This window comes from Rhodococcus sp. IEGM 1351 (assembly GCF_030056875.1).
In the GTDB taxonomy this organism is placed as follows: Bacteria; Actinomycetota; Actinomycetes; order Mycobacteriales; family Mycobacteriaceae; genus Rhodococcus_F; species Rhodococcus_F opacus.
Genome location: NZ_JASHKU010000022.1, coordinates 42,677 through 66,354, shown reverse-complemented (window position 1 = coordinate 66,354; position 23,678 = coordinate 42,677). Strand labels below are relative to the sequence as shown.

General features: G+C 66.6%; 22 protein-coding genes and 2 pseudogenes. 14 read left to right on the top strand and 10 right to left on the bottom strand.

From position 1 onward, the window contains the following. The first annotated feature begins 13 nt into the window (after positions 1-13). The 5 genes from QM806_RS30795 (at position 14) to QM806_RS30775 (ending at position 4,978) form a co-directional block, all read left to right on the top strand. On the top strand, positions 14-748 hold the full coding sequence (locus QM806_RS30795; protein ID WP_005260983.1) for an SDR family NAD(P)-dependent oxidoreductase: 735 nt from the start codon (positions 14-16) through the stop codon (positions 746-748). Positions 749-773: 25 nt separating this feature from the next. Then, positions 774-2,453: a class I adenylate-forming enzyme family protein gene (locus tag QM806_RS30790; RefSeq protein ID WP_283293899.1), complete on the top strand. Its 1,680-nt coding sequence runs from the start codon at positions 774-776 to the stop codon at positions 2,451-2,453. Positions 2,454-2,464: 11 nt separating this feature from the next. Then, positions 2,465-3,607, top strand: coding sequence for an acyl-CoA dehydrogenase family protein (locus tag QM806_RS30785; RefSeq protein ID WP_005260981.1), 1,143 nt, complete (start codon positions 2,465-2,467; stop codon positions 3,605-3,607). A gap of 89 nt (positions 3,608-3,696) precedes the next feature. After that, positions 3,697-4,359 (top strand): TetR/AcrR family transcriptional regulator, encoded by a 663-nt coding sequence (locus QM806_RS30780; RefSeq protein ID WP_005260980.1) that lies wholly within the window; start codon positions 3,697-3,699, stop codon positions 4,357-4,359. Positions 4,360-4,378: 19 nt separating this feature from the next. Further along, positions 4,379-4,978 (top strand): hypothetical protein, encoded by a 600-nt coding sequence (locus QM806_RS30775; RefSeq protein ID WP_054247700.1) that lies wholly within the window; start codon positions 4,379-4,381, stop codon positions 4,976-4,978. Here QM806_RS30775 and QM806_RS30770 read toward each other — a convergent pair. Beyond that, on the bottom strand, positions 4,975-5,208 hold the full coding sequence (locus tag QM806_RS30770) for a hypothetical protein (RefSeq protein ID WP_005250954.1): 234 nt from the start codon (positions 5,206-5,208) through the stop codon (positions 4,975-4,977). The genes QM806_RS30775 and QM806_RS30770 overlap by 4 nt on opposite strands. A 257-nt stretch (positions 5,209-5,465) precedes the next feature. Here QM806_RS30770 and QM806_RS30765 point away from each other — a divergent pair, with 257 nt between their 5' ends. Beyond that, entirely contained in the window at positions 5,466-7,007 is a 1,542-nt protein-coding gene (locus QM806_RS30765; protein WP_005260977.1) for a GAF domain-containing sensor histidine kinase, read from the top strand. Between the two features lie 55 nt (positions 7,008-7,062). Further along, positions 7,063-7,497: a LytR/AlgR family response regulator transcription factor gene (locus QM806_RS30760; protein ID WP_043787868.1), complete on the top strand. Its 435-nt coding sequence runs from the start codon at positions 7,063-7,065 to the stop codon at positions 7,495-7,497. Here QM806_RS30760 and QM806_RS41490 read toward each other — a convergent pair. Then, complete coding sequence (locus QM806_RS41490) at positions 7,475-9,109, bottom strand: protein kinase domain-containing protein (RefSeq protein ID WP_005260975.1); 1,635 nt, start codon at positions 9,107-9,109, stop codon at positions 7,475-7,477. The two genes, QM806_RS30760 and QM806_RS41490, sit on opposite strands and share 23 nt — an antisense overlap. Before the next feature lie 46 nt (positions 9,110-9,155). On the opposite strand from QM806_RS41490, the gene QM806_RS30745 reads away from it, so the two are divergent. Continuing rightward, a complete protein-coding gene (locus QM806_RS30745; RefSeq protein ID WP_283293896.1) occupies positions 9,156-9,728 on the top strand; it encodes a hypothetical protein in 573 nt (190 codons plus the stop codon). Positions 9,729-10,126: 398 nt separating this feature from the next. On the opposite strand, the gene QM806_RS30740 is transcribed toward QM806_RS30745, so the two are convergent. Further along, positions 10,127-10,639 carry a peptide deformylase gene (locus QM806_RS30740; protein ID WP_005260973.1) on the bottom strand — a complete coding sequence of 171 codons (513 nt, stop codon included), beginning with the start codon at positions 10,637-10,639 and terminating at the stop codon, positions 10,127-10,129. Here QM806_RS30740 and QM806_RS41485 point away from each other — a divergent pair. Further along, positions 10,629-11,140, top strand: a pseudogene (locus QM806_RS41485) (PadR family transcriptional regulator). The gene QM806_RS30740 and the pseudogene QM806_RS41485 sit on opposite strands and share 11 nt — an antisense overlap. Before the next feature lie 21 nt (positions 11,141-11,161). Here the strand turns inward: QM806_RS41485 and QM806_RS30725 are convergent. The 3 genes from QM806_RS30725 to QM806_RS30715 form a co-directional block, all read right to left on the bottom strand. Beyond that, positions 11,162-11,467: a WhiB family transcriptional regulator gene (locus QM806_RS30725; RefSeq protein WP_005260971.1), complete on the bottom strand. Its 306-nt coding sequence runs from the start codon at positions 11,465-11,467 to the stop codon at positions 11,162-11,164. A gap of 243 nt (positions 11,468-11,710) precedes the next feature. After that, a complete protein-coding gene (locus tag QM806_RS30720; protein ID WP_005562741.1) occupies positions 11,711-12,010 on the bottom strand; it encodes a TroA family protein in 300 nt (99 codons plus the stop codon). Between the two features lie 76 nt (positions 12,011-12,086). After that, the gene (locus QM806_RS30715; RefSeq protein ID WP_064080436.1) at positions 12,087-12,944 is read right to left on the bottom strand and encodes an SGNH/GDSL hydrolase family protein; all 858 of its coding nucleotides are present in this window, start codon (positions 12,942-12,944) and stop codon (positions 12,087-12,089) included. 203 nt (positions 12,945-13,147) lie between these two features. Between QM806_RS30715 and QM806_RS30710 the strand changes: the two are divergent. After that, positions 13,148-13,570 (top strand): annotated as a pseudogene (locus tag QM806_RS30710) (SDR family NAD(P)-dependent oxidoreductase); the annotation flags it as partial. Positions 13,571-13,572: 2 nt separating this feature from the next. Here QM806_RS30710 and QM806_RS30705 read toward each other — a convergent pair. Together QM806_RS30705 and QM806_RS30700 are read right to left on the bottom strand one after the other, a co-directional pair. Continuing rightward, a complete protein-coding gene (locus tag QM806_RS30705) occupies positions 13,573-14,328 on the bottom strand; it encodes an IclR family transcriptional regulator (RefSeq protein ID WP_005260968.1) in 756 nt (251 codons plus the stop codon). Continuing rightward, positions 14,325-15,779, bottom strand: coding sequence for an APC family permease (locus QM806_RS30700; protein WP_208328687.1), 1,455 nt, complete (start codon positions 15,777-15,779; stop codon positions 14,325-14,327). Before QM806_RS30700 ends, QM806_RS30705 begins: the two co-directional genes overlap by 4 nt. A gap of 422 nt (positions 15,780-16,201) precedes the next feature. Between QM806_RS30700 and QM806_RS30695 the strand changes: the two genes are divergently transcribed. From QM806_RS30695 to QM806_RS30680, 4 genes are all read left to right on the top strand, one after another. Next, positions 16,202-17,707, top strand: a complete 1,506-nt coding sequence (locus QM806_RS30695) for an aldehyde dehydrogenase family protein (protein WP_283293886.1) — start codon at positions 16,202-16,204, stop codon at positions 17,705-17,707. Between the two features lie 169 nt (positions 17,708-17,876). Continuing rightward, positions 17,877-19,367, top strand: a complete 1,491-nt coding sequence (locus tag QM806_RS30690) for an APC family permease (RefSeq protein ID WP_005260965.1) — start codon at positions 17,877-17,879, stop codon at positions 19,365-19,367. Continuing rightward, the gene (locus QM806_RS30685) at positions 19,364-21,310 is read left to right on the top strand and encodes a primary-amine oxidase (RefSeq protein ID WP_005260964.1); all 1,947 of its coding nucleotides are present in this window, start codon (positions 19,364-19,366) and stop codon (positions 21,308-21,310) included. Before QM806_RS30690 ends, QM806_RS30685 begins: the two co-directional genes overlap by 4 nt. A 5-nt stretch (positions 21,311-21,315) precedes the next feature. Then, entirely contained in the window at positions 21,316-21,771 is a 456-nt protein-coding gene (locus tag QM806_RS30680; protein ID WP_120660367.1) for a hypothetical protein, read from the top strand. 9 nt (positions 21,772-21,780) lie between these two features. Here QM806_RS30680 and QM806_RS30675 read toward each other — a convergent pair whose 3' ends face one another. Together QM806_RS30675 and QM806_RS30670 are read right to left on the bottom strand one after the other, a co-directional pair. Next, entirely contained in the window at positions 21,781-22,671 is an 891-nt protein-coding gene (locus QM806_RS30675; RefSeq protein WP_064080221.1) for an alpha/beta fold hydrolase, read from the bottom strand. An 80-nt stretch (positions 22,672-22,751) separates the two neighbouring features. Then, positions 22,752-23,663, bottom strand: a complete 912-nt coding sequence (locus tag QM806_RS30670) for an amidohydrolase family protein (protein ID WP_064080220.1) — start codon at positions 23,661-23,663, stop codon at positions 22,752-22,754. Between the last annotated feature and the right edge of the window lie 15 nt (positions 23,664-23,678).

Below are 23,678 nucleotides of genomic sequence, written 5' to 3'. Positions count from 1 at the left end.
AGTGGGAAAAAGCATGAGCAACAACATCGCAGTGGTCACCGGCGCAGGATCCGGCATCGGCCGGGCCATCGCCCTCGCGCTCGCCGAGCACGGCGACACGGTGGTCGTCGCCGACCTCGACCCGCAGGCCGCGGAGAAGACAGCAGCCGAACGGCCCGACCGGCTCATTCCGATGACCGTCGACGTCGCCGACCGGGCGCAGGTCGACGCCCTGCGCGACCGGGTGACGGCCGAGGTAGGCGTCGCGAACGTCCTCGTCAACGCGGCGGGGTGGGACCGCACCGATCAGTTCCTCAACGCCACTACCGAATTCGCCGAGAAGGTCGTCGCCATCAACTATCTCGGGCCCGTGCACATGTGCAGTGCATTCCTTCCCGGCATGGTGGAGGCCGGTAACGGCGGGCGCGTCATCAATCTCGCGAGCGATGCAGGCCGTGTCGGCAGTGCGGGGGAGAGCATCTACGCCGGTGCGAAGGGGGGTGTGATCGCGCTGTCGAAGTCGCTCGCCCGTGAGATGGCCCGGTACGGGATCAACGTCAACTGCGTGTGCCCGGGCCCGACCGACACCCCGCTGTTCCAGGCGCAGCCGGAGAAGCTCAAAGAGTCTCTGGTGAAGGCCATTCCGTTCCGGCGGCTCGCCCGCCCGGAGGAAGTGGCGGCGCCGGTCCTGTTCTTCGCGTCCGAATCCGCGTCGTTCATCACGGGCCAGGTGATCAGCGTCAGCGGTGGCCTCACCATGGCCGGCTGACCGGCACCGGGACGGAGGACTCATCATGACGTACACATACGACGCCCACGCCTATCGTCAGTACTTCGAGCACGATTTCACCTATCTGAACGGCTTCCGGCGCAACACCCACCGGTACGCCGATCGACTCGCGATGCAGTCCCCGTCGACCGGCGAGAGCTGGACGTACGCCGAACTCGGTGATCGCGTCGACCGGCTCGCCACCGGGCTTGCCCGCGCCGGCGTCGCACCAGGCGATGTCGTGGCCTACCAGTTGTTCAACGGTTCCGAATTCGCCCAGCTGTACCTGGCCGGGCAGGCCTGCGGCGCGGTCGGAGCGCCGATGAACTTCCGGCTCGCGTCCGGGGAGACGGCGGTCATCCTCGACGCGAACCGCCCCATGGTGTTCGTCTACGACACCGAGATCGGCGAGATGGTGCGGGATGCCTTGTCGCGCTCCACACACAAGCCCGCGCTCGTCGTTGCCGTCGGACCCGGAGAACCACTGCCGGGAAACGGTTTCGAGGTGATTCGCTTCGACGAACTCGTGGCCGAGCCGGCCTCACCGCCGGACGTGAGTCGCACGGTGTGGGACGAAACCACACGGCTGTTCACGTCCGGAACCACCGGCATGCCCAAGGGTGTTCCGCTGAACAGCATGATCGAGATCTTCAGCGCCCACGACGTGATCATGCACTTCCCGCTGACAGCGGAAGACAAGACACTGAACATGACTCCGTGGTTCCACCGCGGCGGGCTGTACTGCGCCGGGCCGAATCCCACGTTCTATCTCGGTTCCTCGCTGGTGGCGCAGCGCAGCTTCGACGCCGAGGTCACCCTCGACTACGTCGAGGAATACGGGCTGACGTTCCTGATCGGTGCCCCGACCAACCTGGCGGTGCTCGCTCGCGCACAGGAGGAGAAGCCCCGGGACCTGTCGACCCTCAACGGCATCGTGACGATGGGTGCGCCACTCGAACGGGAAGCGGCACTGCACTATCAGAAGGTGCTGAATCCTCGCATCTTCAACGGGTACGGCAGCACCGAAGGGTTCTGGAACACCTTCCTCCGGCCCATCGATCTGCCGGAGATGGCCGGGACCGCCGGGCGGGCCTGCATCGACGACGACGTCGCCGTGGTCCGGCTGTTCGACGACCGCCTCGCCGACGCTCACGAGACGGTCGCCAAGGACGGAACCGAGATCGGTGAGGTCATCGTCCGCTCACCGAAAGGCGCCAACGCCTACTTCGATGCCCCGGAGCAGGAGAAACGGAAGTTCCGGAACGGCTGGCTCCACATCGGTGATCTGGCCACGTGGGACGACGAGGAGTTCGTGACGATCGTCGGCCGCAAGGACGACATGCTCCTGTCCGGCGGCGAGAACGTGCACCCCGTGCAGATCGAGGAAGCACTGGGCGGGCACCCGTCGGTCACGGATTCGCTGGTGGTCGGGGTTCCCGACGACAAGTGGGGGCAGATCGTCGTCGCCTACGTCGTCACCACCGCACCGGTCCCGTCCGCGGACGATCTGGACGACTTCTGCCGCAGACACCCGATGCTCTCGCAGTTCAAGCGCCCCCGGGCCTACCGTTTCGTGGAGTCACTCCCCGTGTCTGCGACGGGAAAGAAGTTGCACTACAAGGCCACCGACACCGCGCGCCGGGAGTTCGAGAGCGGGGCGTTCGTCGTTCCGAGTGCCCGCGGATCCCACACCACCGGCTCGTAAAGGACACCGTGATGACCATCGAATTCGAGTCCGAGCACCACCAGTTCCGGGACAGTGTCCGCAGCTTCGTGCGCGAGCGGATCGTCCCGCGGCACGAGCAGTGGGAGAGCGAAAGCTGCCTCGACCCGGCACTGTTCACCGACGCGGGTAAGCAGGGGCTGCTCGGCTTCCCGGTTCCCGAAGCCTACGGCGGCCCCGGCGTCGAGGACTTCCGCTACAACGCGATCGTCGTCGACGAGGTCAATCGGGCGGGTGCCGCCGCCGCGGGCATCGCATTCTCTCTGCAGAACGACGTCGTGCTGCCGTACCTGACGGACATGACGACCGAGGAGCAGAAGGCGCGCTGGCTTCCCGGAACCGTCACCGGTGAGACGATTCTCGGCATCGCGATGACGGAGCCGGGCACCGGCAGTGACCTCACCGGGATCCGCACCACGGCAGTGCGCGACGGCGACCATTACGTGGTGAACGGCAGCAAGACGTTCATCTCCAACGGTCAGAACGGCACGCTCTTCGTCGTCGCCGTGCGCATGTCGGCAGACAAGCACAAGGGGCTGTCGCTGCTCGTCGTCGAATCCGGCACACCGGGATTCTCCCGGGGCCGCAATCTGGAGAAGATCGGGCTGCACGCCCAGGACACGAGCGAGCTGACGTTCGCCGACATGCGCGTGCCGGTGGCCAACCTCCTCGGCGAGGAGGGGCAGGGTTTCTATCAACTCGTCCACAATCTGCCGCAGGAACGCCTCTCGCTGTCCGTCGGCGCGGTCGCGGCCGCCGAGGGAGTGCTCGAGCAGACCCTGGAATATGTGAAGGAACGCAGCGCCTTCGGAAAGCCGATCGCCGGTCTCCAGAACACCCAGTTCGTTCTCGCGGAGCTGGCCACGGAACTCGATCTGGCCCGGACCTATCTCGACGACTGCATCCGGCAGCACGTCCGCGGAGAACTGACCCCGGCCCGTGCGGCGCGGCTCAAGTGGTGGACCACCGAACTGCAGGTTCGCGTGGCCGACCGGTGCCTGCAACTGCACGGCGGGTACGGATACATGCGTGAATATGCGGTGGCGCGTGCGTTCGTGGACGCTCGGATCCAGACGATCTACGGCGGTACCACCGAGATCATGAAGACCATCGTCGCGAAGGATCTCGGGATCTGACGCGGGCCGGACTGCGGTTCCGGCCCCGCGCGGGATACTGTGAATACTCGTTCACCGCAGGTTCTGCCAGCAAGGAGAGGTCATCTGTCATGGCGAAGGACACGTCCGCCCTTCCACTCGACGAAGCCGTCCGCGCCGTCCGCGTCAGCTCGCGGCGACGTCAGGTGCTCGACGCCGCCGTCACGGTGATGCAGCGGACCGGCTTCCACCAGATGTCCATGCAGGCGCTGGCCGACGAGGCACAGGTGAGCGTCGGGCTGATCTACAAATACTTCGGCGGCAAGGAGGACATCCTCCTCGCCACGATCGTCGACATCCTCGACGCCTTCCGCGATCAGCTCGAGCCCGCGATGGACGCAGCGGGAACCGACCCCGTCGAGCGGCTGGTGGCCGGGTTCCGGCGCTATGTCGAGATCGTCGACGAGAATCTGGATGCCGTCGTGCTGACGTATCGGGAGAGCCGGACGCTCGACCAGGACGGGCGTGAGCGGATCAAGGAACTCGAGGTGGCGACCTCCAAGCCGCTCCACGACGCCCTCGATGCCGCGATCGCCGCGGGCATCGCGAGCGATCTCGACGTCGATCTGACAACATTCGACATGATGATGCTCGCGCACGGGTGGGCGCTCAAGCACTGGCATTTCGCGTCCCGCTACACGGTGGACCAATACATCACGGCGCAAACACGATTCATTCTCCGCACCGTGCTGTCGGACCGGAGCATCGCGAAGTACCGACACCTGACGGAGTGACCGCGCATACGCTGACCAAATGACCAGATGGCGGTTCGACGGGGAGATCACGGGCCTGGGCACCGGCTCGGGCGTGCGCATCGTCGTCGGACACTGGTCGCGATCACCGCTCGGTGAGTTCACGGATGTCATGGTCGAACTCGCGGACGGTCACCGCGTGCTGCTCGCCCCGTCGGAGGTGGTCCGCGACTTCGTCACCGCGACGTACGTCTTCGACGAGACCGTGATCGCGTCCGTCCGGTGCTCGCGGTCCGGCGGCAGCCGGACCGTCGAGGGCGGGGACCTGCGCGTGAGTTTCGAGCTCGGCGCCCGCACCACGCTCGGACGATTGCTGAACCTGATCCCGCGGGCGCTCGCGAGTGCACCGTGGTTCTGTGTGGTCAGCGACCCGATCGCCCGTGTCGTTCTCCGTGGTGTGCGTACCCGCGGCACCGCAGGCAACGGGCGCCGGGAGTACTACGGCGCCGTCGATCAGCGGCGGGTGGTGGGAATGTCCGCATCCTGGCGCGGCCGGGACCTCGGCGCGCTGCAGCCGGTGGATCCGCCCGTCCGATTCGGGTTCGGCTCGACCCCGCGGACCCCGGCTGCCACGTCGATCGTCACCACGATCGTCGACTAGTCGAAGAGGGTGGGGGCCTCTCCCGGCTGTTCGCGGTCGGCCGGTTCGACCTCGCCGGCCGGGCTCGTCGCCTTGTGCACCACGGACAGGGCCGTCGTCCGGACCGAGAGCCGATGGCCGTCGGGATGCTGCAGCGAGGCCATGCCCTTGCTGAGCTCGACCACCAGCCAGGGACCGGCGTGACCGGACGCCTGCACCAGATCACCCACCTGTATCTGTACGGCTACCACCGCTTCCTCCCAAGGTTTACTGCATCGGCCTGTGCCCAGCGTAGCGACATCGGCGGGTGTCAGCCGAGTGACGGGAACTCGGTCGGATGAGACCGGACCGGCAGCTCGATATGATGCTCATCGAGGTCTGTCCGAGTACTCCACGACTGATCCGAGCATGCACGATGACGCGAAAGTGGTCACGGCGGTCACATGGAGCCCTGTCGCGGCGCGGCGCGGAGGCCCCCTGGGCGGCTTTCGACGCGGACGCGCACCAGATGCCTGCGCGTCTGATATCGCTGCTGGTGCGTCCGACGACCCCGCCGTTGTGGTTGGGGATCGTGGTCGCCGCCACCGTGATCACCGTGGAAACCGTTGTGGTGCATCAGCTGGACAAGGTAGCGCCGCAAAATGCATTCGGTGCGGTGTTCCTGCTCGGAGTTCTGGTGGTCTCGGCTCGGTGGGGATTTGCGCTGTCGGTAATGACGACTCTGGTGAGCGCGTTCGTCTACGTCTACTTTCACCTTCAGGTGGCGGGGACCCTGCTTCCGGCCAAAGCCGGCGACTGGGTGGCCATCGTGGTCTTCCTGCCGGTCGCTCTGGTGGCCAACCTCATGGCGGGCCAGGCCAGATTGCGTACCGCGGAAGCGGTTCTGCGCCGCCGGGAGGCGGAGGCGAGCCGGGACGAGCTCGCGATCCTCGCCGAACACCAAGCCGCACTACGTCGGGTGGCGACGTTGACGGCGCGTGGGGTGAGCCCCTCGGAGGTGTTCACGGCGGTGGCCGAAGAACTCGCGCTCTGGCTGCATGTGGTCGACGCCGTGTTGCTTCGCTACGAGGGAGACGGCACAGGGACGTTGGTCGCCGTTCGATACGAGCCGGGGGAAACTCGGATGCCCGTCACCGGAGACAGGATCTCGACGGAGGGCGACGACGTCGGGGCGATCGTCTTGCGCACCGGCCACGGCGCCAGGATCGACAACCACGAAGATGTCGGTGGGGCAGTTGCTACCCGCATTCGTGCCGAGGGCTTCGGATCGATCGTGGGAGTCCCGATCGTCGTGGACAAACGGGTGTGGGGCGCGGCGATCGTCGGATCGCGGCGCACCGAGCCGCTGCCCGCGGACACCGAGGTCCGACTCGGTGACTTCGCCGATCTCGTCGCGACCGCGATCGCCAATGCGGCGACCCGTGCCGAACTGATCGCCTCGCGGGCCAGGATCATCACGGCAACCGACGAGGCCCGGCGTCGCCTGGAACGTGACCTGCACGACGGGGCCCAGCAGCGGCTGGTGTCGCTGGGACTGGAGGTGCGGATGGCGGAGGCGTCGGTGCCGGCCGAGTGGGGGGACGTGCGCGAGCAGTTGTCGGCCATCGCCTCGGGGCTCACGGGCGTGTCGGAGGATCTGCGGGAACTCTCGCACGGGATCCATCCGGCGATCCTGTCGAAGGGCGGGCTGGGATCGGCGGTGCGGACGCTGGCTCGTCGTTCCGCAGTCCCCGTTGCTCTCGACGTCGCGATCGAGGGGCGGTTCTCCGAATCGGTCGAGGTAGCCGCCTACTATGTGGTCGCCGAGGCGCTCACCAACGCCGCCAAACACGCCCACGCCTCCGAGGTGGATGTGTCCCTGCGGGCGGAGGACGGCACTCTGCACCTGGTGATCGGGGACGACGGCGTCGGCGGCGCCTCGTCCGGTGCGGGCTCTGGCCTCATCGGACTACAGGACCGTGTGGAGGCCCTTGGCGGCCACATGCTGATCACGAGTCCCCCCGGTCACGGGACCATGCTGGACATCACCATCCCGGTCGCCGACGAGTGACCGAACGGGATTTACCTGCTAGCGGGAATGCGTACCCGGGAGTATCAGGTCAACCATGGAAGACATGGTGTTGCAATTCGGTCGTCTACGGTGCCTGATCGTCGATGACAGCCCACGTTTTTCGGATACTGCTCGGCGACTGCTCGAGCGGCAGGGCATCACGGTGGTCGGCATTGCGTCGAACACCGCCGACGCGGTCCGGTCGGCCGCGGAGTTGCAGCCCGATGTCATCCTGGTCGACGTCGAACTCGGCGCGGAGAGTGGATTCGAACTCGCGGAGCGGCTCGACGAGGACGCGTTCCCGGCTGCGGTGATCTTGATTTCCACCCACGCCGAGCAGGACCTGGCGGACTTGATCGCCGGGAGCCCCGCGGTGGGTTTCGTGTCGAAGTCCGAGCTGTCGTCCGAGGCGATCCGGGATCTGCTCGGTGCCGGTGACGGAACCGAAGGGGAGCCGGTGGCTCCGGTCAGCGGGCCTCGAGGAAGGTGACGACCGCGAGAACTCGACGGTGATCGTCGCCGGTCTCGGGGAGGTTCAGTTTGGTGAGGATGCTGCGTACGTGTTTCTCGACGGTGCCCTCGGTGACCCAGAGTCGGCGGGCGATGCCGGCGTTGGAACGTCCCTCCGCCATGAGGGCCAGTACCTCCCGCTCCCGCGCGCTGAGTGCGGCGAGCGGGTCGTTGCGCCTGCGGGCGGAGACCAACTCCTGAACCAGCGCGGGGTCGACGACGGAGGCCCCCGCGGCGATGCGCTGGAGGGTGTCGATGAAATCGTCCACGTCGGTGATGCGGCTCTTGAGTAGGTAGCCGATTCCGCGGCCGCTGGCGAGTAGCTCCATCGCGTGTTCGACGTCGGCGTGCGCGGACAGGACCAGGATGCCGACTTCGGGGAATTCGTCGCGGATCGCCCGGGCCGCGTCGAGCCCTTCGGTGGTGTGGGTCGGGGGCATTCGGATATCGACCATCACCAGGTCGGGGGCTCGCTCACGGACCAGTTCGAGGAGTGTGGTTGCGTCGCCGGCCTGTTCCAGCACGTCGAAGCCGGAGCGCGTGAGCAGGCTCGCCAACCCCTCGCGGAGCAGGACGTCGTCTTCGGCCAGGATCACCCGCAGACGTGTCGTCACCGGCCTGCTCTCCGAGCTTGCCCGGGCCCGAGCCGATTGCGGATGGTCGCGGTCGTGGGGGTCGCCGAGGTCGGTGGGCACCGCCATGTCGTCGACGGTCAGGCCGTGGCGGCGCTGAATCCGCCGCAACTCCTCCCCGAACTCGGCGGCGCTCGCGGGACGATCCTCGATGTTGCCCGCCATCACATGGTTGATGGCGGAGCGCACGTCGGCGGGAATGTCGGTCTGCGTCGCATTGGACATCGTTCCGTCGGGGGTCTGCGGCACCTGGGTGGCCGTCTGCTCGGCTCGGGGGCGTTCGATGCCCGCGTGACCGTTGAGCGCACACAGGAGCGTGGCGCCGAGGCTGTAGAGATCCGACGCCGGTGTGGGGGTCTGTCCCTGGAGTACCTCGGGTGCGGTGAACGCGGGGGAACCGGAGATGAGGCCGGTGGCGGTCTCGAAGCCACCCGCGATTCGTGCGATGCCGAAGTCGGTCAGTTGAGGCTCCGCGTACTCGGTGAGCAGGATGTTCGCGGGCTTGATGTCGCGGTGGAGGGTGCCTCGCCGGTGTGCCGTCTCGAGCGCCCCGGCGATCTTGACCCCGATATGCAGACAGTCCTGCCAGCTCAGAGGGCCTGCCTCGCGGATCAGTGCGTCGAGGGAGTTGCGTGGGTGGTACTGCATCACGATGTAGGGCATGCCCGATTCCGTGGTACCGCTCTGGAAGATGCTGACGATATTGGGATGCCCGGACAGTTTGCCCATGGCGTGCTGCTCGCGGAGGAACCGGTCGAGATTGTCCGAGTCGAGCGCGGCAGCGGCAGTCAGCACCTTGATGGCAACAGTGCGTTCGAGCGAGCGCTGCCAGCAGCAGTAGACCGCTCCGAAACCGCCGCGTCCGACTTCGTGGGCATCGTCGAAGCCGGCCGCGGCCAGCTCTACCGCAATCGCCCCGAGCGGATCGGACCGCGTCGCCGGAGGATGGAATTCGGCCATCGTCGACCCCGAGTTTCCCCGTCCATGAGAAAAGCGCCCGATCACCGTGAAAGTGACCGACTTCGAGAATACTTCATCGGCGCCCGGCCCGACACGCCATGACGCCGTCTCGCACACAACGAACAATCATGGCATTGCAGCTACCTGGAAGACCGAGATTGCGGCTGGTTGCATCCGCAAGTTCCTGCTGGCAGTGACGACGCGGGGTTCCGTTTCCGCGACGATTTATATCAATGGTCGTTCGATCATCAACCCATCGCAAGCACCGCACAAGTCGGCGCAGCACAGAAAGAAAATGAAGGTGAGGACAATGAACAAGTTCGCAATCCGCACGGCGGTCGCCGCGGCGGCAATCGCACCCCTGCTCGCTCTCGGTGCCGGAACTGCTTCCGCCGCAACAGTACCCGATGTGGTTACACCCGCTGCTCGTGTCGTGCCGGATGCGGGGCCCGTGACGGACCTCCCGGATTCCGGTTTCCCCTGGGGCTGGCCGGGAGCGACGGGGCCGTTCGGACCCGGACGACAGGATGTCGGGCCCTTCCACGGGGGGTTCGGCGGTTTCGGAGGTTTCGGGCACTTCGGCCACTTCGGCGGCTTCGGTGGACACGGTGGGTTCTAGCCGCGGACGTCGGTTTCGGGTGCTCCACCCCTGATCGGCTGTGCCCGAGAGCGGGCACAGCCGAATGGAAGAAAAGGGCAGGAACGTCCCGGCGATCAAGCGAATCACCTTCGCCCCGAGCGCAATCCGTGAACCCAAATGTATCACGCCGACCGCAACGCTTCACTGCGATGAGCGATGCGGTGCTCGGCAATGTATTCGACTTGGCTGCATCGTCGTTCGTTTGATGCGCACCTCCCGTCCGTGGCGCGGACCGATCCGGTCGACGCCGCCGTCTGACCCGAGTACTTCGACCCGTCACCGACCACCCACACGAGGAGCATTAGTCATGCCGTACGTCGCCACTGCTGATGGCACCGAGATCTATTACACCGAGCAGGGAACCGACGTCATGTCTCTCACCAACCGAACGGGTCACGGTCCGCTCCGGGTACCCACGTATTGCCGGGGTCGGTCCACTGACGCCGTTTGATCATCTTGCGCGCGGCGCGGTGATTGCGTCCGACGAGCCGGTCGAGGTAGAGATGCCCGGCGAGATGATCGGTTTCGTGCTGCAGGCAGCGGGCCAGATAACCGGTGCCCTCGACGGAGATCGGGTTGTTGTCGATGTCCACGCCGACCACCCTCGCCCAGTCGGCTCGGCCCGTAGGGTAACGCTCGCCCGGAACGGAGAGGCATCCTTCGAGTTCGTCCGGGTCGGGCATGGTCTCGGGCAGCGGCGAAGTCTCGAGCATCGGATTGATGACGTGCCCTCGATGTCGCCGGGTGTCCTCGACCAGGTCGTACACGAAGATCGCCCTCGGGTCTCCGACTTGGTTGGCGGCCAGGCCGGCTCCGTGAGCTGCGGTGTTGGTCTCGTAGAGGTCGTCGACGAAGGCGGCGAGTTCGCTGTCGAACGCGGTGACCGTCACCGCTGGTGTGGTCAGTCTGGTGTCTCCGGCACGCGACGCGCGTCTGGATCGAGCCGAATTGTGGTCACAGGTGAAACCCGGGTCGCTCTACGGTGCGTTGCATCGGCTCGAAGACGAGGGTCTGATCCGCCCGTTGCGGACAGAGCGGGACGGAGCATTGCCCGCCAGAACCGTGTACGAGATCACGGCGGAAGGAACCAGGGAACTCCGAGCGCTCCGCGACGAGGCGTTCACCGAGTTCGAACTCAAACCGGACCCCGTCGACCTCGCCTGGCTGTGAGCGCAGATCTCGACCGGGAGGTGCTCCGCGGCTACGTCGAGGACCGCATCGCCGTCCTCGCGGCACGCGAGCTGCAGTTCGATCACCAGCTCGATCGCCGATGGCCCGACCAGAGTACTGCCGACGATCTCATCGTCGCCCACGCCAAGATGCGCATCCAGACCGAGATCGCCTGGCACAAGAAAGTCCTCGCCGACATCGACAAGCTGGAGGCACGGTGATCCGCGGGGAATAGGCGCCGGTCAGCGGCGGCTGCCGGAACGGAGTCGGCGGGCGTGCCGTCGGCGGTCGGCTTCGGTCATCCCGCCCCAGATTCCGTACGGTTCGTCCTCGGCCAGGGCGTGGTCGCGGCACTGGGCGAGTACGGGACAGTCCTGGCAGATCTGCTGGGCGTTCGCTTCGCGACGGGCGCGGGCATGACCGCGTTCGCCGTCGGGGGAGAAGAACACCGACGATGCGACTCCGCGGCATGAGGCCAGCTCGCGCCAATCCTCGGGGTGGGGCGCGGCCGCGGGGGCCGGTGTTCGTGACGTTTCTGCCAACAGCACTGCGGTCCTTCCGTTCCCGGCGCGTGGAACAGAACCACGTGTCGGGAAACAGATATCGATGTTCTTCGTGTGAGCGCCGGTATCGGTTACGAGCGTTCCCGTTAACAAACCGGACGGCCTGTTTAAAGGTATACCGGACGACCACACGCCTGCGCCACTGGGTCGGATGTCCAGTAGTGCGGCGGTGCATCGACGTGTTTACGGATGGATTGACGAGTGTGTCGGGAGTGGCTTCCGCGGTCGTTAACGTTGCACGGCGGAGTCGAGGAGTGGAACCACCTGTCCCAGTGCCCAATCGAGGCTGGGCGGTGAGGGGAAGGCGATGGACTGCGCCAGCGTCGGTGCCAGCGGCACGTATGCGCCGCGTTCGACGGCGCCGAGCGATTGGAATGCCGGCTGCTGTTCCAGACTCTCCAATGCGCCGTTGGAACTCGTTGCCAGGATGAGATCGGCATCGGTGTCGGCGAGTAGTTCAGTGCTGATCTGGGCACGCCCGGGGATGTTGCTGGCAGGTTGTGCCGTGGCGAACGGGATCAGTGTCAACCCCGGTTGGTCGAGGAACTTCGCTCCGGCGTCGTCGGTCGAATTGACGACGTAGGGAATGGCGCAACCAGGCCGATCATGGACGGGTCGCGACGACGAGTGCCGCCATTGCCCTCAGCCCTTCGTGCGTGGGGTGCAGGGGCATCGTGAACGATCGGGGGACGAGGCCTTCGAACCACCGGAGATCGGATCCGGCGCATGCATCGTGCCCTACCGCGGCGGCGGCCACGTCGACGAAGTACGCGCCGTTACTCCGTGCCGCGTCGGCGAGAGCGCTGTTCATTCTCACGAAGAACTGCACCACGAAGGCGGCGTCGGCATCGCTGGTGGGGATGTAGGGCCAGCAACCGCGGTCGCCGAAGATGCCGCCGTGCCCCACCAGGAGCACGGTCGCAGCGGGGGCCTTCTCGGTGATCGCAGCCAGGGTGGTGGACACCTTCGGGCCGAGCACGGTGAGAGCGTCGTTCATGCGCTGGGCGGTGGTGGCGTCGGAGCGACAGTTCGCGTCGAGCCCCGGGGCGAGCGTGTAGCAGGGCTCCACCAACGACGACCACGCGATGTCGTTTCCCCCGATGCTGACGGTGACGAGCGTCGTGTCCGGCCGGAGTGCCCCGATCTGCGGTGGTTGAGGTCCGGTGATGGTGAATTGTGTTTTTTCCGTGATGTTTTCGGTCTTTGCTGCCGCGCACGCCCTGCTGACGTACGATTCCGCGCGCAGGGTGTCGGCGACGATCTGCGGGTACGCGTCGGCTGTGCGGAAGCACCCGTCTCGGATCGACAACGGATCGTGTAGCGACCCGGTGGCTCGCGAATCACCCAACGCGACATACCGGATGGCGGAGTCGGGCGCGGCGTCGGCCACCGCGAGATGCGCCCACGGGAGTGCGAGCGCCACCACGCACCCGACGAGGATCGACGACAGAGTCGACTTCACGGGAGGGCTTCGAGGACGACCGGATGGTGTGGGGCCGGCGCGTTTTTCGTCATCACTCATCTTATTTCCGCGCACCGGATATCGCCTGGCTTCGACGGACTCGGAAAAAATTCGGCCTACCAACGTAACTCAGATACTGCTAGTCTCCGAAATATGAGCATCTTCGGCGGCCGGAACTATCCCGTGATCGACCTGGACGGCGCTCCATGGCAGGCAAGCTGCTCGTGCCCGGCAAGGCCGTCTACAACGCCAGCAAGTTCGGGGCGGTGGGGCTCTCCGCCTCTGTCCGGGCGGAGTTCGCTCCCGCCGGCGTCAGTGTGAGCACCGTACTTCCCAGCGCGGTGCGCACCGGACTGTCGTCGGGTGTGCCGCTGGGCGGCGGGATGCCGACCGTCGACCCGGAAGACGTCGCGGACGCCATCGTCCGGACGCTGGACCATCGTCGCGCCGAAACCGCCGTGCCCCGGTACCTCGCCGGGTGGGATCTGATCGACGCCGTGGTCCCGGAGCGTCTCCTCGATCTCGGCCGCCGTCTGATCGACGACCGGCGGGCGCTCACTGCCGTCGACCCCGTGGGGCGCGCCGACTACGACCGCCGGCTCGCCCGTCAGTCGCGGACGCCGTAGCGCTACGCCATCAGCGGTGCCAGCCGCTCCGCATGCTCCCGCAGCGACGGGACGTGGCGCAGCATGAGGTGTTCGTGATCGACATGTCCCGACAGTGCGAGACTGCCGACAAGGGCCCCCGTTCCGGACCGGACGGGGACGGCCACGCAGGCCGACGCGTCCTGGAGTTCCGCGAGTTGGGTGGCGAAGCCCTGGCTCCGGATCAGGTCCAGATTCGCGAGCAGCTCGCTCCTTACGACGATGGTGCGGGCCGTCAGCGCCCGTGGCTCCCAGCGGGGAATCACGGATTCGAGTTCCGACTTCTCCGCGAGAAGGAGCTTGCCGACCGCACACGCGTAGAGGTGCTGGTTGAGAAACGACTCGTCCTCCGGCGGCGGGTATTCGGGGTCCGCGTCGGCCGTGCGGACGGCGACGTTGGTGTAGAAGAACAGGTGGACCCCGAAGCGCACCGACAGTCGCAGTTCGGCGAGAACCTCACGCGCCGCCGCACATACGGTGGGCACGACGGCCGCGTCGACGAGGATCCCGATCTTCTGGCCCAGCGCGAACCCGGACAGGTCGGGGAGCCGCACCACATAACCTTCGCCCACGAGGATGTTGAGCAGGCGGTACGTCGTCGCCGACGGCATCGACAGGCGGGCCGCGATGTCTTTCGCTGTGACACCCGAGCCGGCCCGGGCCACCTCCTCGAGCACCCGCAGCGCGCTGGTGACGGCCTTGGGCTGACGCCCCGACAGGGCTCTGTCGTCGGCGCTCACCGGCGGACCTCCCACGGTCGGTACCGGCCGAGCAGGTCTTCGGCCACGGCCTCGTCGTACACACCCATCCGTTCTCCGATTCCGGGGGATCGCCGCGCGCGGATCGCGAAGACCGCGGCGCCGACAAGCATCAGAAGCACGTAGACGGCGGTCGCCGCGCCCGCGACATACGTCCGCGAGAACGCCGCCCACCCGACCAGTGCCACCATCGCGGTCGCCGTCAGCACGCCGACGAGCACGGGAAGTCGAGTGAGTTCGCCGATCCGCCGGAGGAACGCCGGCGTCGCGACGCACAACAGGACGTACGCCAGGACGTAGCCGTGGGCGGACACGGCGAGGAGTCCGATCAGGACGTCGCGGCTCGAACCGCTGACGAACAGATAAAGGACGGGCACCGCGACGACGACCGGCATCGCGGCCGTCAACGCCACATGCGGGGTGTGGAACCGGTGGTGCGTCCGGCCGAACACACTCGGAACCACCCCTTCGCGGCCCATCGCGAACAGGGTGCGCGACAGCGCCGTCGTCGAACCGAGGACGCACGCGAACCAGGAGGCGGTGATGCCGAGTTCCATGACGATCGACAGCGCCGACGAACCTGCGCCGGACGAGTCGGGCAACGTGAGGACGATCGGTAGCGAGTCGACTCCCTGCCGCACCGGCTCCGGCAACTGCAGGGCGGCCGCGAACACGTACAGAACGCCCAGCGCGATGGGGGTCCACCGGATGGCGCGCGGGACGGCGACGAACGGGTTGCGGGCCTCCCGCGCCACCGTGCCCGCGCTCTCGAATCCGACGAACGACGTGATCGCGAGCAGTACGGCGAACCCGACCGCGGATCCTGACTTCGCGCCGCCCGCGGCCGGGGTCGCGCCCTCGCGGACCGATTGCACGAACGCGACCACCAGCGCGGCGGAGGCGGCCACGATCGCGAAGACCTCGATGGCGAGCATGATCCGCGCCGACAATTGCACGCCCCGGACCATGAGGAGAAGGGCCAGCAGTCCGACGATCGCCGCGAGGACCGCGATGAGGGGCGACCCCGCCGGAAGCCCGACTCGGCCGAGCAGCGCGGCGAGGTAACTCGCGGCACCGAGCGTGCTCGCCATGGCCGCGGCCGCGTAACCGACGAGCAGCGACCAGCCCCCGCCGAAGCCGGGCACCGCCCCGAGTCCCTTCACGATGTAGCTGTAGAGACCGCTGACGGCCACCATCCGGGTGGCGAATTGTCCGATGCAGTAGCCGACCGCCGTCATCAGAATCGCCGCCGCGACGAACACCGCAATGGTCGCCCGGCCCGCGTCGGGTATGACGAGAGCAGGCAGCGTGACCATCACGGCCGACGGTGCGACCGCGGAAACGGACTGCCCGAGCACCTGGACGAAACTCAGACGCGCCCGCTCGAGACCGGCGACCGGTGATCTACTTCTGATTCTCGGTGTACCGGACACCACGCACCTGCTCTCCACACTTTCCGGCCGGCCCCGCGCGAGTGATCAACCCGGGGCTGCATGAGTTGCACGCTAGCGCAGGAGACGAGCGCGATGCGCCGATCGGAATTAATTTTCGATCACCTCGAATGAGAATGGCCGGAGAATGCGTTCCCGATTCCGGAGCCTGCGCCGGCGCACACGGCGGATCAGCTGCACCGACCCGAAAAGCCGGAATGAGAATCGGCGCCGTCGTGGCCGGAAAAGTCGAATGAGAATGCCGCAGTCGCTGATTCCCATCCGGATTTAGTAGTGACCGGCGACACATTCGGGGTTTATCGTGGGTTCAGGCCGCAGCACGACGAGGCGAAATATTCCGCCAAAAGTGTTCTGCAGAAGCCGGATTCATTCACAGATTCATTCACTCCATCGAAGAGGACATGATGACTGCAGTCGTTCACACCCCCGCCGGACTCGACCCCCGGGTCGTCGACTTCGTTTCGTCGCCGAAGCGCATGTTCGTCGACGGCCGATGGGTGGACTCCGCGTCGGGCAGGACGTTCGAGACGGTCGATCCCGCCACCGGACAGGTGATCACGACGGTGCCGCACGCCGGAATCGAAGACGTGGACCGGGCGGTAGCGGCGGCCCGGCGGGCCTTCGAGTCCGGGCCGTGGCGCTCGCTCACCCCCGCGGAACGTCAGCGGATCCTCTGGAAGATCGGCGAGGGGATTCTGGCCCGGGCCGATCAGTTCGCGCAGCTCGAGTCGATCGACAACGGCAAGTCCGTGGCGGTGGCGAAGGCCGTCGACGTGACGTGGGCGGCGGAGATCTTCTTCTACTACGCCGGCTGGGCCACCAAGATCGAAGGCCGCACCATCCCCGTGTCGGTGCCGTGGGCGCCCGGAGCCCGATTCCACGCGTTCACCACCCGTGAACCGGTCGGTGTGTGCGCACAGATCATCCCGTGGAACTTCCCGCTGGTGATGGCCGCGTTCAAGGTGGCACCCGCGCTGACCTGCTCGAACACCATGATCCTCAAGCCTGCCGAGCAGACACCGCTCACCGCGCTGCTCCTCGCCGAGGTGATCGCCGAGGCCGGCGTCCCCGACGGCGTGTTCAACGTGCTCACCGGTTTCGGCGACATCGGCGCGGCGCTGTCGAGTCACGACGACGTCGACAAGGTCGCGTTCACCGGTTCGACCGAGGTCGGAAAGAAGATCGTCAATGCCGCGTCGGGGAACCTGAAGAAGGTGTCCCTCGAACTCGGTGGCAAGAGCCCGCAGGTGATCTTCTCCGACGCCGACCTCGAGGCTGCGATCCCGGGCGTCGCCGGCGGGTTCCTGTTCAACCACGGCCAGGCCTGCACGGCCGGAACGCGTCTGCTCGTCGACGACCGGATCTTCGACGAATTCACGTCCGGTGTCGCTGATTTCGCGAAGGCGCAGAAGATCGGACCCGGACTCGACCCCACCAACGACATCGGCCCGCTGATCTCCGAGGAGCAGTTGGGCAAGGTCACCGGATACATCGACGCCGGACTCGCCGACGGTGCCCGCGCGCTCTCCGGTGGGCAGCGGCACGGCGACACCGGCTTCTACGTGGAGCCCACCCTGCTGGTCGACGTGAACCGTGACTTCAGCGTGTACCAGGAGGAGATCTTCGGCCCGGTCGCGGTGGCGGTGCCGTTCAACCGGGAAGACGGCGTCCGCGCGGCCGCCAACGACACCCCCTACGGCCTCGCCGCCAGCGTGTGGACCCGGGACGTGTCCCGCGCCCACGAGGTGGCCGCCGAGATCAAGGCGGGCACGGTGTGGGTGAACTGCCACAATGCCTTCGACACGGCGCTTCCGTTCGGCGGCTACAAGCAGTCCGGGTGGGGACGCGAACTCGGTGAAGGTGCCATCGCCGAGTACACCCAGAGCAAGTCCGTCAACATCGCCCTCTAGATACCTCGACCGGACCCGAATGAGAATCGTCCTGCGTGCGTTCTCATTTGCTGTCGACGGACTGTGACGCTTCGGCAACTGCGCCGACAACCCGCAGTCGCATGCTCGTCCCAGAGCTCACCGCGGAGCATCCACGCAGACCCTCTCCTCGTGAAAGTCGAAGGAAACCATGACAACCAACGCCCCCACGCACTCGAGTGCGGTCAGCGACGGCACCCCTCGCAGACTGGCAGGCACCCTCGGTCCGGGTGCCATCGTGTTCATGGTCGTCGCAGCGGCGGCCCCGTTGACCGTGATCGCCGGAACCGTCCCTCTGGGCATCGCAGCGGGCAACGGCGCCGCCTACCCCGCGTCCTACATCGTCTGCACGGTGGTACTGCTGTTCTTCGCCGTCGGATTCACGGCGATGGCCAAGCACCTCCCCGGCGCCGGCGCGTTCTACACCTATATCACGCAGGGCCTGGGCCGGCATGCCGGTCTCGGCTCCGCATTCCTCGCGTTGCTGTCCTACACGGCAGTCCAGGGCGCGGTGTACGGATACATCGGAGCCGCCGTCAACGATTTCGTCACCGCTCACGGCGGCCCCGAACTTCCCTGGTACGTGTGGGCCCTGGCCGTGACGGCCGTGGTCGCGATCCTCGGATACCGGCACATCGACCTGTCCGGCAAGGTGCTCGGCGTACTGCTCGTCTGCGAGGTCGGGATCGTCCTCGTCGTCGACGCCGCCGTCATCGTCCGGGGCGGCGGCGACGAGGGATTCTCGACGGCGGCGTTCCACCCCGCCGAGTTCTTCTCCGGAGCACCCGGCATCGCACTGATCTTCGCCATCGCCGGGTACATCGGCTTCGAGGCCACCGCCGTCTTCCGGGACGAGGCCCGCGACCCGGGCCGCACCATTCCCCGGGCCACCTACCTGGCGTTGCTGGTGATCGGCGGCTTCTACGCACTGTCGAGCTGGGCGATGGTCAGCGCGTGGGGCGACGAGGGTGCCGTGGCCGTCGCGACCGAGAATCCAGAAGGGATGATCACCGAGACCGCCACCCGCTACGTGGGTGCGATCGCCGGCGACCTCGTCCAGATCTTCCTGATCACGAGCCTGTTCGCCGCCCTGCTGTCCTTCCACAACGTGCTCTCCCGGTACATCTTCTCCCTCGGGAACAGCGCGGCCCTGCCGGCGGGATGCGGTCGCTCGCACGTCAAGCACGCGTCGCCGTACATCGCGTCGGTTGTGCAGACGGCGTCGGCTCTCGTCCTGATCGTCGCGTCCGCTGTTGCCGGACTCGATCCGGTGACCGAGGTGTTCGCGTGGTTCGCCGGTGTGTCCTCGGTCGGCATCGTCGCACTGATGACCCTGACCTCCGTCGCCGTCCTCGTCTACTTCGGCCGGACCCGGGTGGACCGGCGGGTGTGGAACACCGTGATCGCACCACTGCTCGGCCTCGTCGGCCTGGCCGGGCTTCTGATCATGACCGTCGCCAACCTTCCCCTTCTCGTCGGCGGGTCGAGCACTCTCGCCGCCGTCATCGGGGTTCTGCTCATAGGAACGTTCGCCGGTGGAGCGGCCGTCGCCGTGCTCCGACCCCACGCCGCACGCCACGACACCGCTCTACCGCAGCACGACACGAACGACACCATCATCGACAAGGAGATCGCACGATGAGTACCGCCACCACCGAGACCCCGGCCGCCATCGGTTCCGCCGCCCCGGACCATCCGCTCACTCCGTTGTCGGCGGACGAGATCCGGTCGGCGAAAGCACTCCTCACCGACGAGGGACTGATCGGCGAGCACGTGCGCTTCGTCTTCGTCGCACTCGCCGAGCCGCACAAGTCCACGGTCCTCGCGTTCACGCCGGGCGACCCGATCGAGCGGCGCGCCCGGATCCTGCTGCTCGATCGCTCCACCGGCATCGGCACCGACCTCGTCGTGTCGGTGACGGAGAACCGCGTGATCAGCAGGGCCACCGTCGATTCCGCCACCGACGGCCACGTGCCGATCCTCGACGAGGAGTTCGAGGACATCGAAGCGTTCCTGCTCGGCAGCTCCGACTGGCTCGCGGCGATGGCCAAGCGCGGCATCGAACCGTCGAAGGTCCGGGCGGTTCCCCTGTCGGCCGGCGTGTTCGGCCACGAGGACGAGGTCGGGCACCGCATCGTCCGCGTCCTCGCCTTCCACCAGGAGGACAAGGCGGACCTGCCGTGGGCGCACCCGATCGACGGGGTCGTGGCCTACGTCGACCTCACCGAGCGTCGCGTCGTGAAGGTGGTCGACGAGATCGAGCTTCCCGTCCCAGCCGAGCGCGGCGAATGGAACGCCGAACCGCACGCCACACCCACCCGCACCGACCTCAAACCCATCGAGATCACTCAACCCGAAGGTGCCAGCTTCTCCGTCGACGGCAACGAGATCACCTGGGCCGACTGGAAGTTCCGCTTCGGTTTCGATGTGCGCGAGGGCCTGACGCTGCACCAGCTCTCGTTCGACGACGGGGGAGTGGAACGTCCCGTGATCTATCGTGCCTCGATCGCCGAGATGGTGGTTCCCTACGCCGATCCGTCCCCGGTTCGATACTGGCAGAACTACTTCGACCAGGGCGAGTACCTGTTCGGCCGGTACACCAACTCGCTCGAACTCGGCTGCGACTGTCTCGGTGAGATCCAGTACTTCGACGTCACGATCGCTGACGAGTCCGGTGACCCGCGCGTCATGAAGAACGCGATCTGTCTCCACGAGGAGGATTACGGCGTCCTGTGGAAGCACACGGACATGTTCAACGGCATGACCGAGACCCGCCGCTCGCGCCGCCTCGTCATCTCGTTCTTCCTCACCATCGGTAACTACGACTACGGGTTCTACTGGTACCTCTACCTCGACGGCACCATCGAACTCGAGGCAAAGGCCACCGGAATCGTCTTCACCTCCGCCTACCGCGGTGCCGACGGATTCTCCACACAGATGGCGCCCGGCCTCGGCGCCCCGTTCCACCAGCACCTCTTCTCCGCCCGGCTCGACATGGCCGTCGACGGCAATGTGAACACCGTCGAGGAAGTGGATGCCGTGCCCGTCCCGATGGGCCCGGAGAACCCGTGGGGCAATGCCTTCCGCTGCCAGAAAACCAAGCTGACCACCGAATCCGAGGGGCAACGCACCGCCGACAACCTCAAGGCCCGGGTCTGGCACATAACCAATCCCACCAAGCAGAACCGGCTGGGGCAGGATGTCGGGTACGCGCTGCACCCCGAAGGTCAGCCGGTGCTCCTGGCCGACCCGTCGAGTTCGATTGCCTCCCGTGCCGCGTTCGCGACCAAACACCTGTGGGTCACGCAATACGACGAGTCCGAGCGTTATCCCGCAGGCGACTTCGTCAACCAGCACCCGGGCCAGGCCGGTCTGCCGACGTTCGTGGCGGGCAACCGGGACATCGAGGGGCAAGACCTGGTGCTGTGGCACACGTTCGGGCTGACGCACTTCCCGCGGCCCGAGGATTGGCCGGTCATGCCGGTCGACTATGCCGGGTTCACGCTGAAGCCGGTCGGATTCTTCGACCGCAACCCCGCGCTCGACGTGCCGGCGAGCACCGCGAAGCACTGCTGCGAAGGCTAGAAGTCGTGTCCGCCGTCTTTTCTTCGATCGCCCGCCGCACCAGCCACTGGTTGCGGCGGGCGGCCGCGGCCCTCGCGGTCGCTGCGGCCGGGCTCCACGCCGCGTCGCTCGGTGAGCATGCGACGTCGTCGCCGCTGGTCGCCGTGGTGACCGTTGCGATGATCTTCGGATGCCTGTACTGCGCACGGCACCTGTGGATGCGTGGTTCGCACCGGGATTGGGGTCTCGTCGCGCTGATGAACGTCGGCATGATCGCGTTGCACGTCACCGTGATGAGTCCCGGTTCCGGTGGCGGCGGCCACCACGGGCACGCGATGCATGCGGCGGCGCCGGCTCCGATGGGTCATTCGATGTCGACGCCGATGGTGGCGGCGCTCGCGACGGCCGCACTCGAAGCGGTGATCGCCGTGACGGTGCTGTTCTACCAGACTCGGTTCGACGCCCGAGACGTCCCGGCCTGACGAAGAGCGTCAGTGTTCGGCTGGCGCAAGATGATTCGCTACCAACGCGAGCATGTCGTCCGCGTGACTGACGGCAATGAAATGACCACCACCACTGATCGGGTGCCAGACGGCGCCCGGGGTCTTGTCCGCTACTGTCTTGTTGATGATCTCAGGCACCAGGGTGTCGGCGCTTCCCTGCCAGAAGTGTACGGGGCGCGTCACTTTCGTCATGTCGAACGGCCAGGCCTTGTAGAGCATCGTGGCGTCGGCGACGAGTCCGTCCGCGCCATGTCGAAAGCATTCGCGTCCTGCCCTCAGAAACGCGTCGAGGACCTTCTCGTCAGCCAGCACCTCCCGATCCGCGGTGCACGCCGACTGTGTGATCGCCTTCGCGTAGCGATCCGCGAAATGTGTGGCACTGATACCGAGCACGTCGTACATGAGTGTGAAGCCGGGATGGAAGTGAAGCGCCAGGCGGCCGCCCAGCGCGTCGACGCTACTGAGATACTTCGCGGCCCAGTTCGATCCGAACGTTCCGTAATTGCCACCGGCGATGCACGCGACATCGACCAGGCGTGCGGGGTCCAGATACGCGGCGGCCGCCAGGGCCCACGGTCCACCCTCGGACCAGCCGGTTACCGCGAATCGCTGTTCGCCGAAGGAGTCGGCCAGCAGCAGGAGGTCATCGGTCCAGCCTTCGAAGGTGCGGCCCGGCTGAAGGTCTGACCCGCCCATGCCGGGCCGGTCCGCGCACACGAATCTCAGTCCGTTGGCCTTCGCATACGGGTCGAACAGTTCGGCCTCCAGTCGGCTCGAGGGTCCCCCGTGGTTGTGCAGCACGAGTGGCCCGCCCGGGTCACCGGCTTCGAGATACGTGATGGTCCGGTCGCCGACCCGGATACTTCCCTCTCGCGTCACGTGGACTCCTCACAGTGTGGACCGGAACCCGAAACTGGATTGGCGGCGTCGAAACTGCAGGTACTCCGATCTCCCTCATATTAGGCGTCACCGGCGGGCAGGCGATACACCCGTCGTGCGGTTTCGCCGAAGAAGTGCGCTTGTTCTGTCGACGACAAGTCGCCGAGGGCTGCCTGGACGGTGGACACCATGGTTTCGGTATCCCACAGCAGATGGTCGATCGGGTAATGAGAGGCGAACATACATCGCCCGGCGCCGAAGATGCTGAGCGCCGTCCGGATCCACTGACCGATCCCCTCCAGGGATGTTCCGAAAATGAGGGCGATTCCCTGCAACTTGAGGACGACATTCGGAAACCGACTCACCGCAGTGAGGCGTTCTTCCCAACGGGAGAAGCCCTCGGCAGTGAGGTCGACCGGCCACCCGACCGCCTCCAGCACGAAGGTGGTCTCGGGAAACGCGGCGATGAGCTCGTGAGTGGCGGGTAGCTGCTCGTCGTATACGAGCAGATCCCACACCAGCCCCGCATCGGCGACCTGCTCGAATCCACGCAACCAGGCCGGGTCCGACAGGTAGTCGCCGCGCGCACCCAGGCGCTTGATCGGGTCGGCCGCCCAGTACAGCGGCTGGCGCACCGCCCGGACCACCGGGAGATCCCGATATCGCGCGAGAACGCTTGCGCGATCGTCTGAATCGAGCTGAACGGCCGCGATGAAGGCGTTCGGAACACCGACACGGTCGGCGCAGTGCTGAATCCAGACGGCCTCCGCGACACTGTCTGCTGCACCGAATTCGCACGCGACGGAGGCCGTGACGGGCGCCCCCTCGACCTGTGCCCGATAGTCGTGCGGCAGGTACCGGTGCGCAGCGTCGTAGTAGTTCGGGAGCAAGGCGGTGAGCGCGGGTGGGCGACTGTCGATCCACGGGTACTCGAGGTCGGGCAGGTTGATGAAATGATGATGAGCATCGACAATGTCCACCTCACGCAGCATATTTCAGTTGTCGAC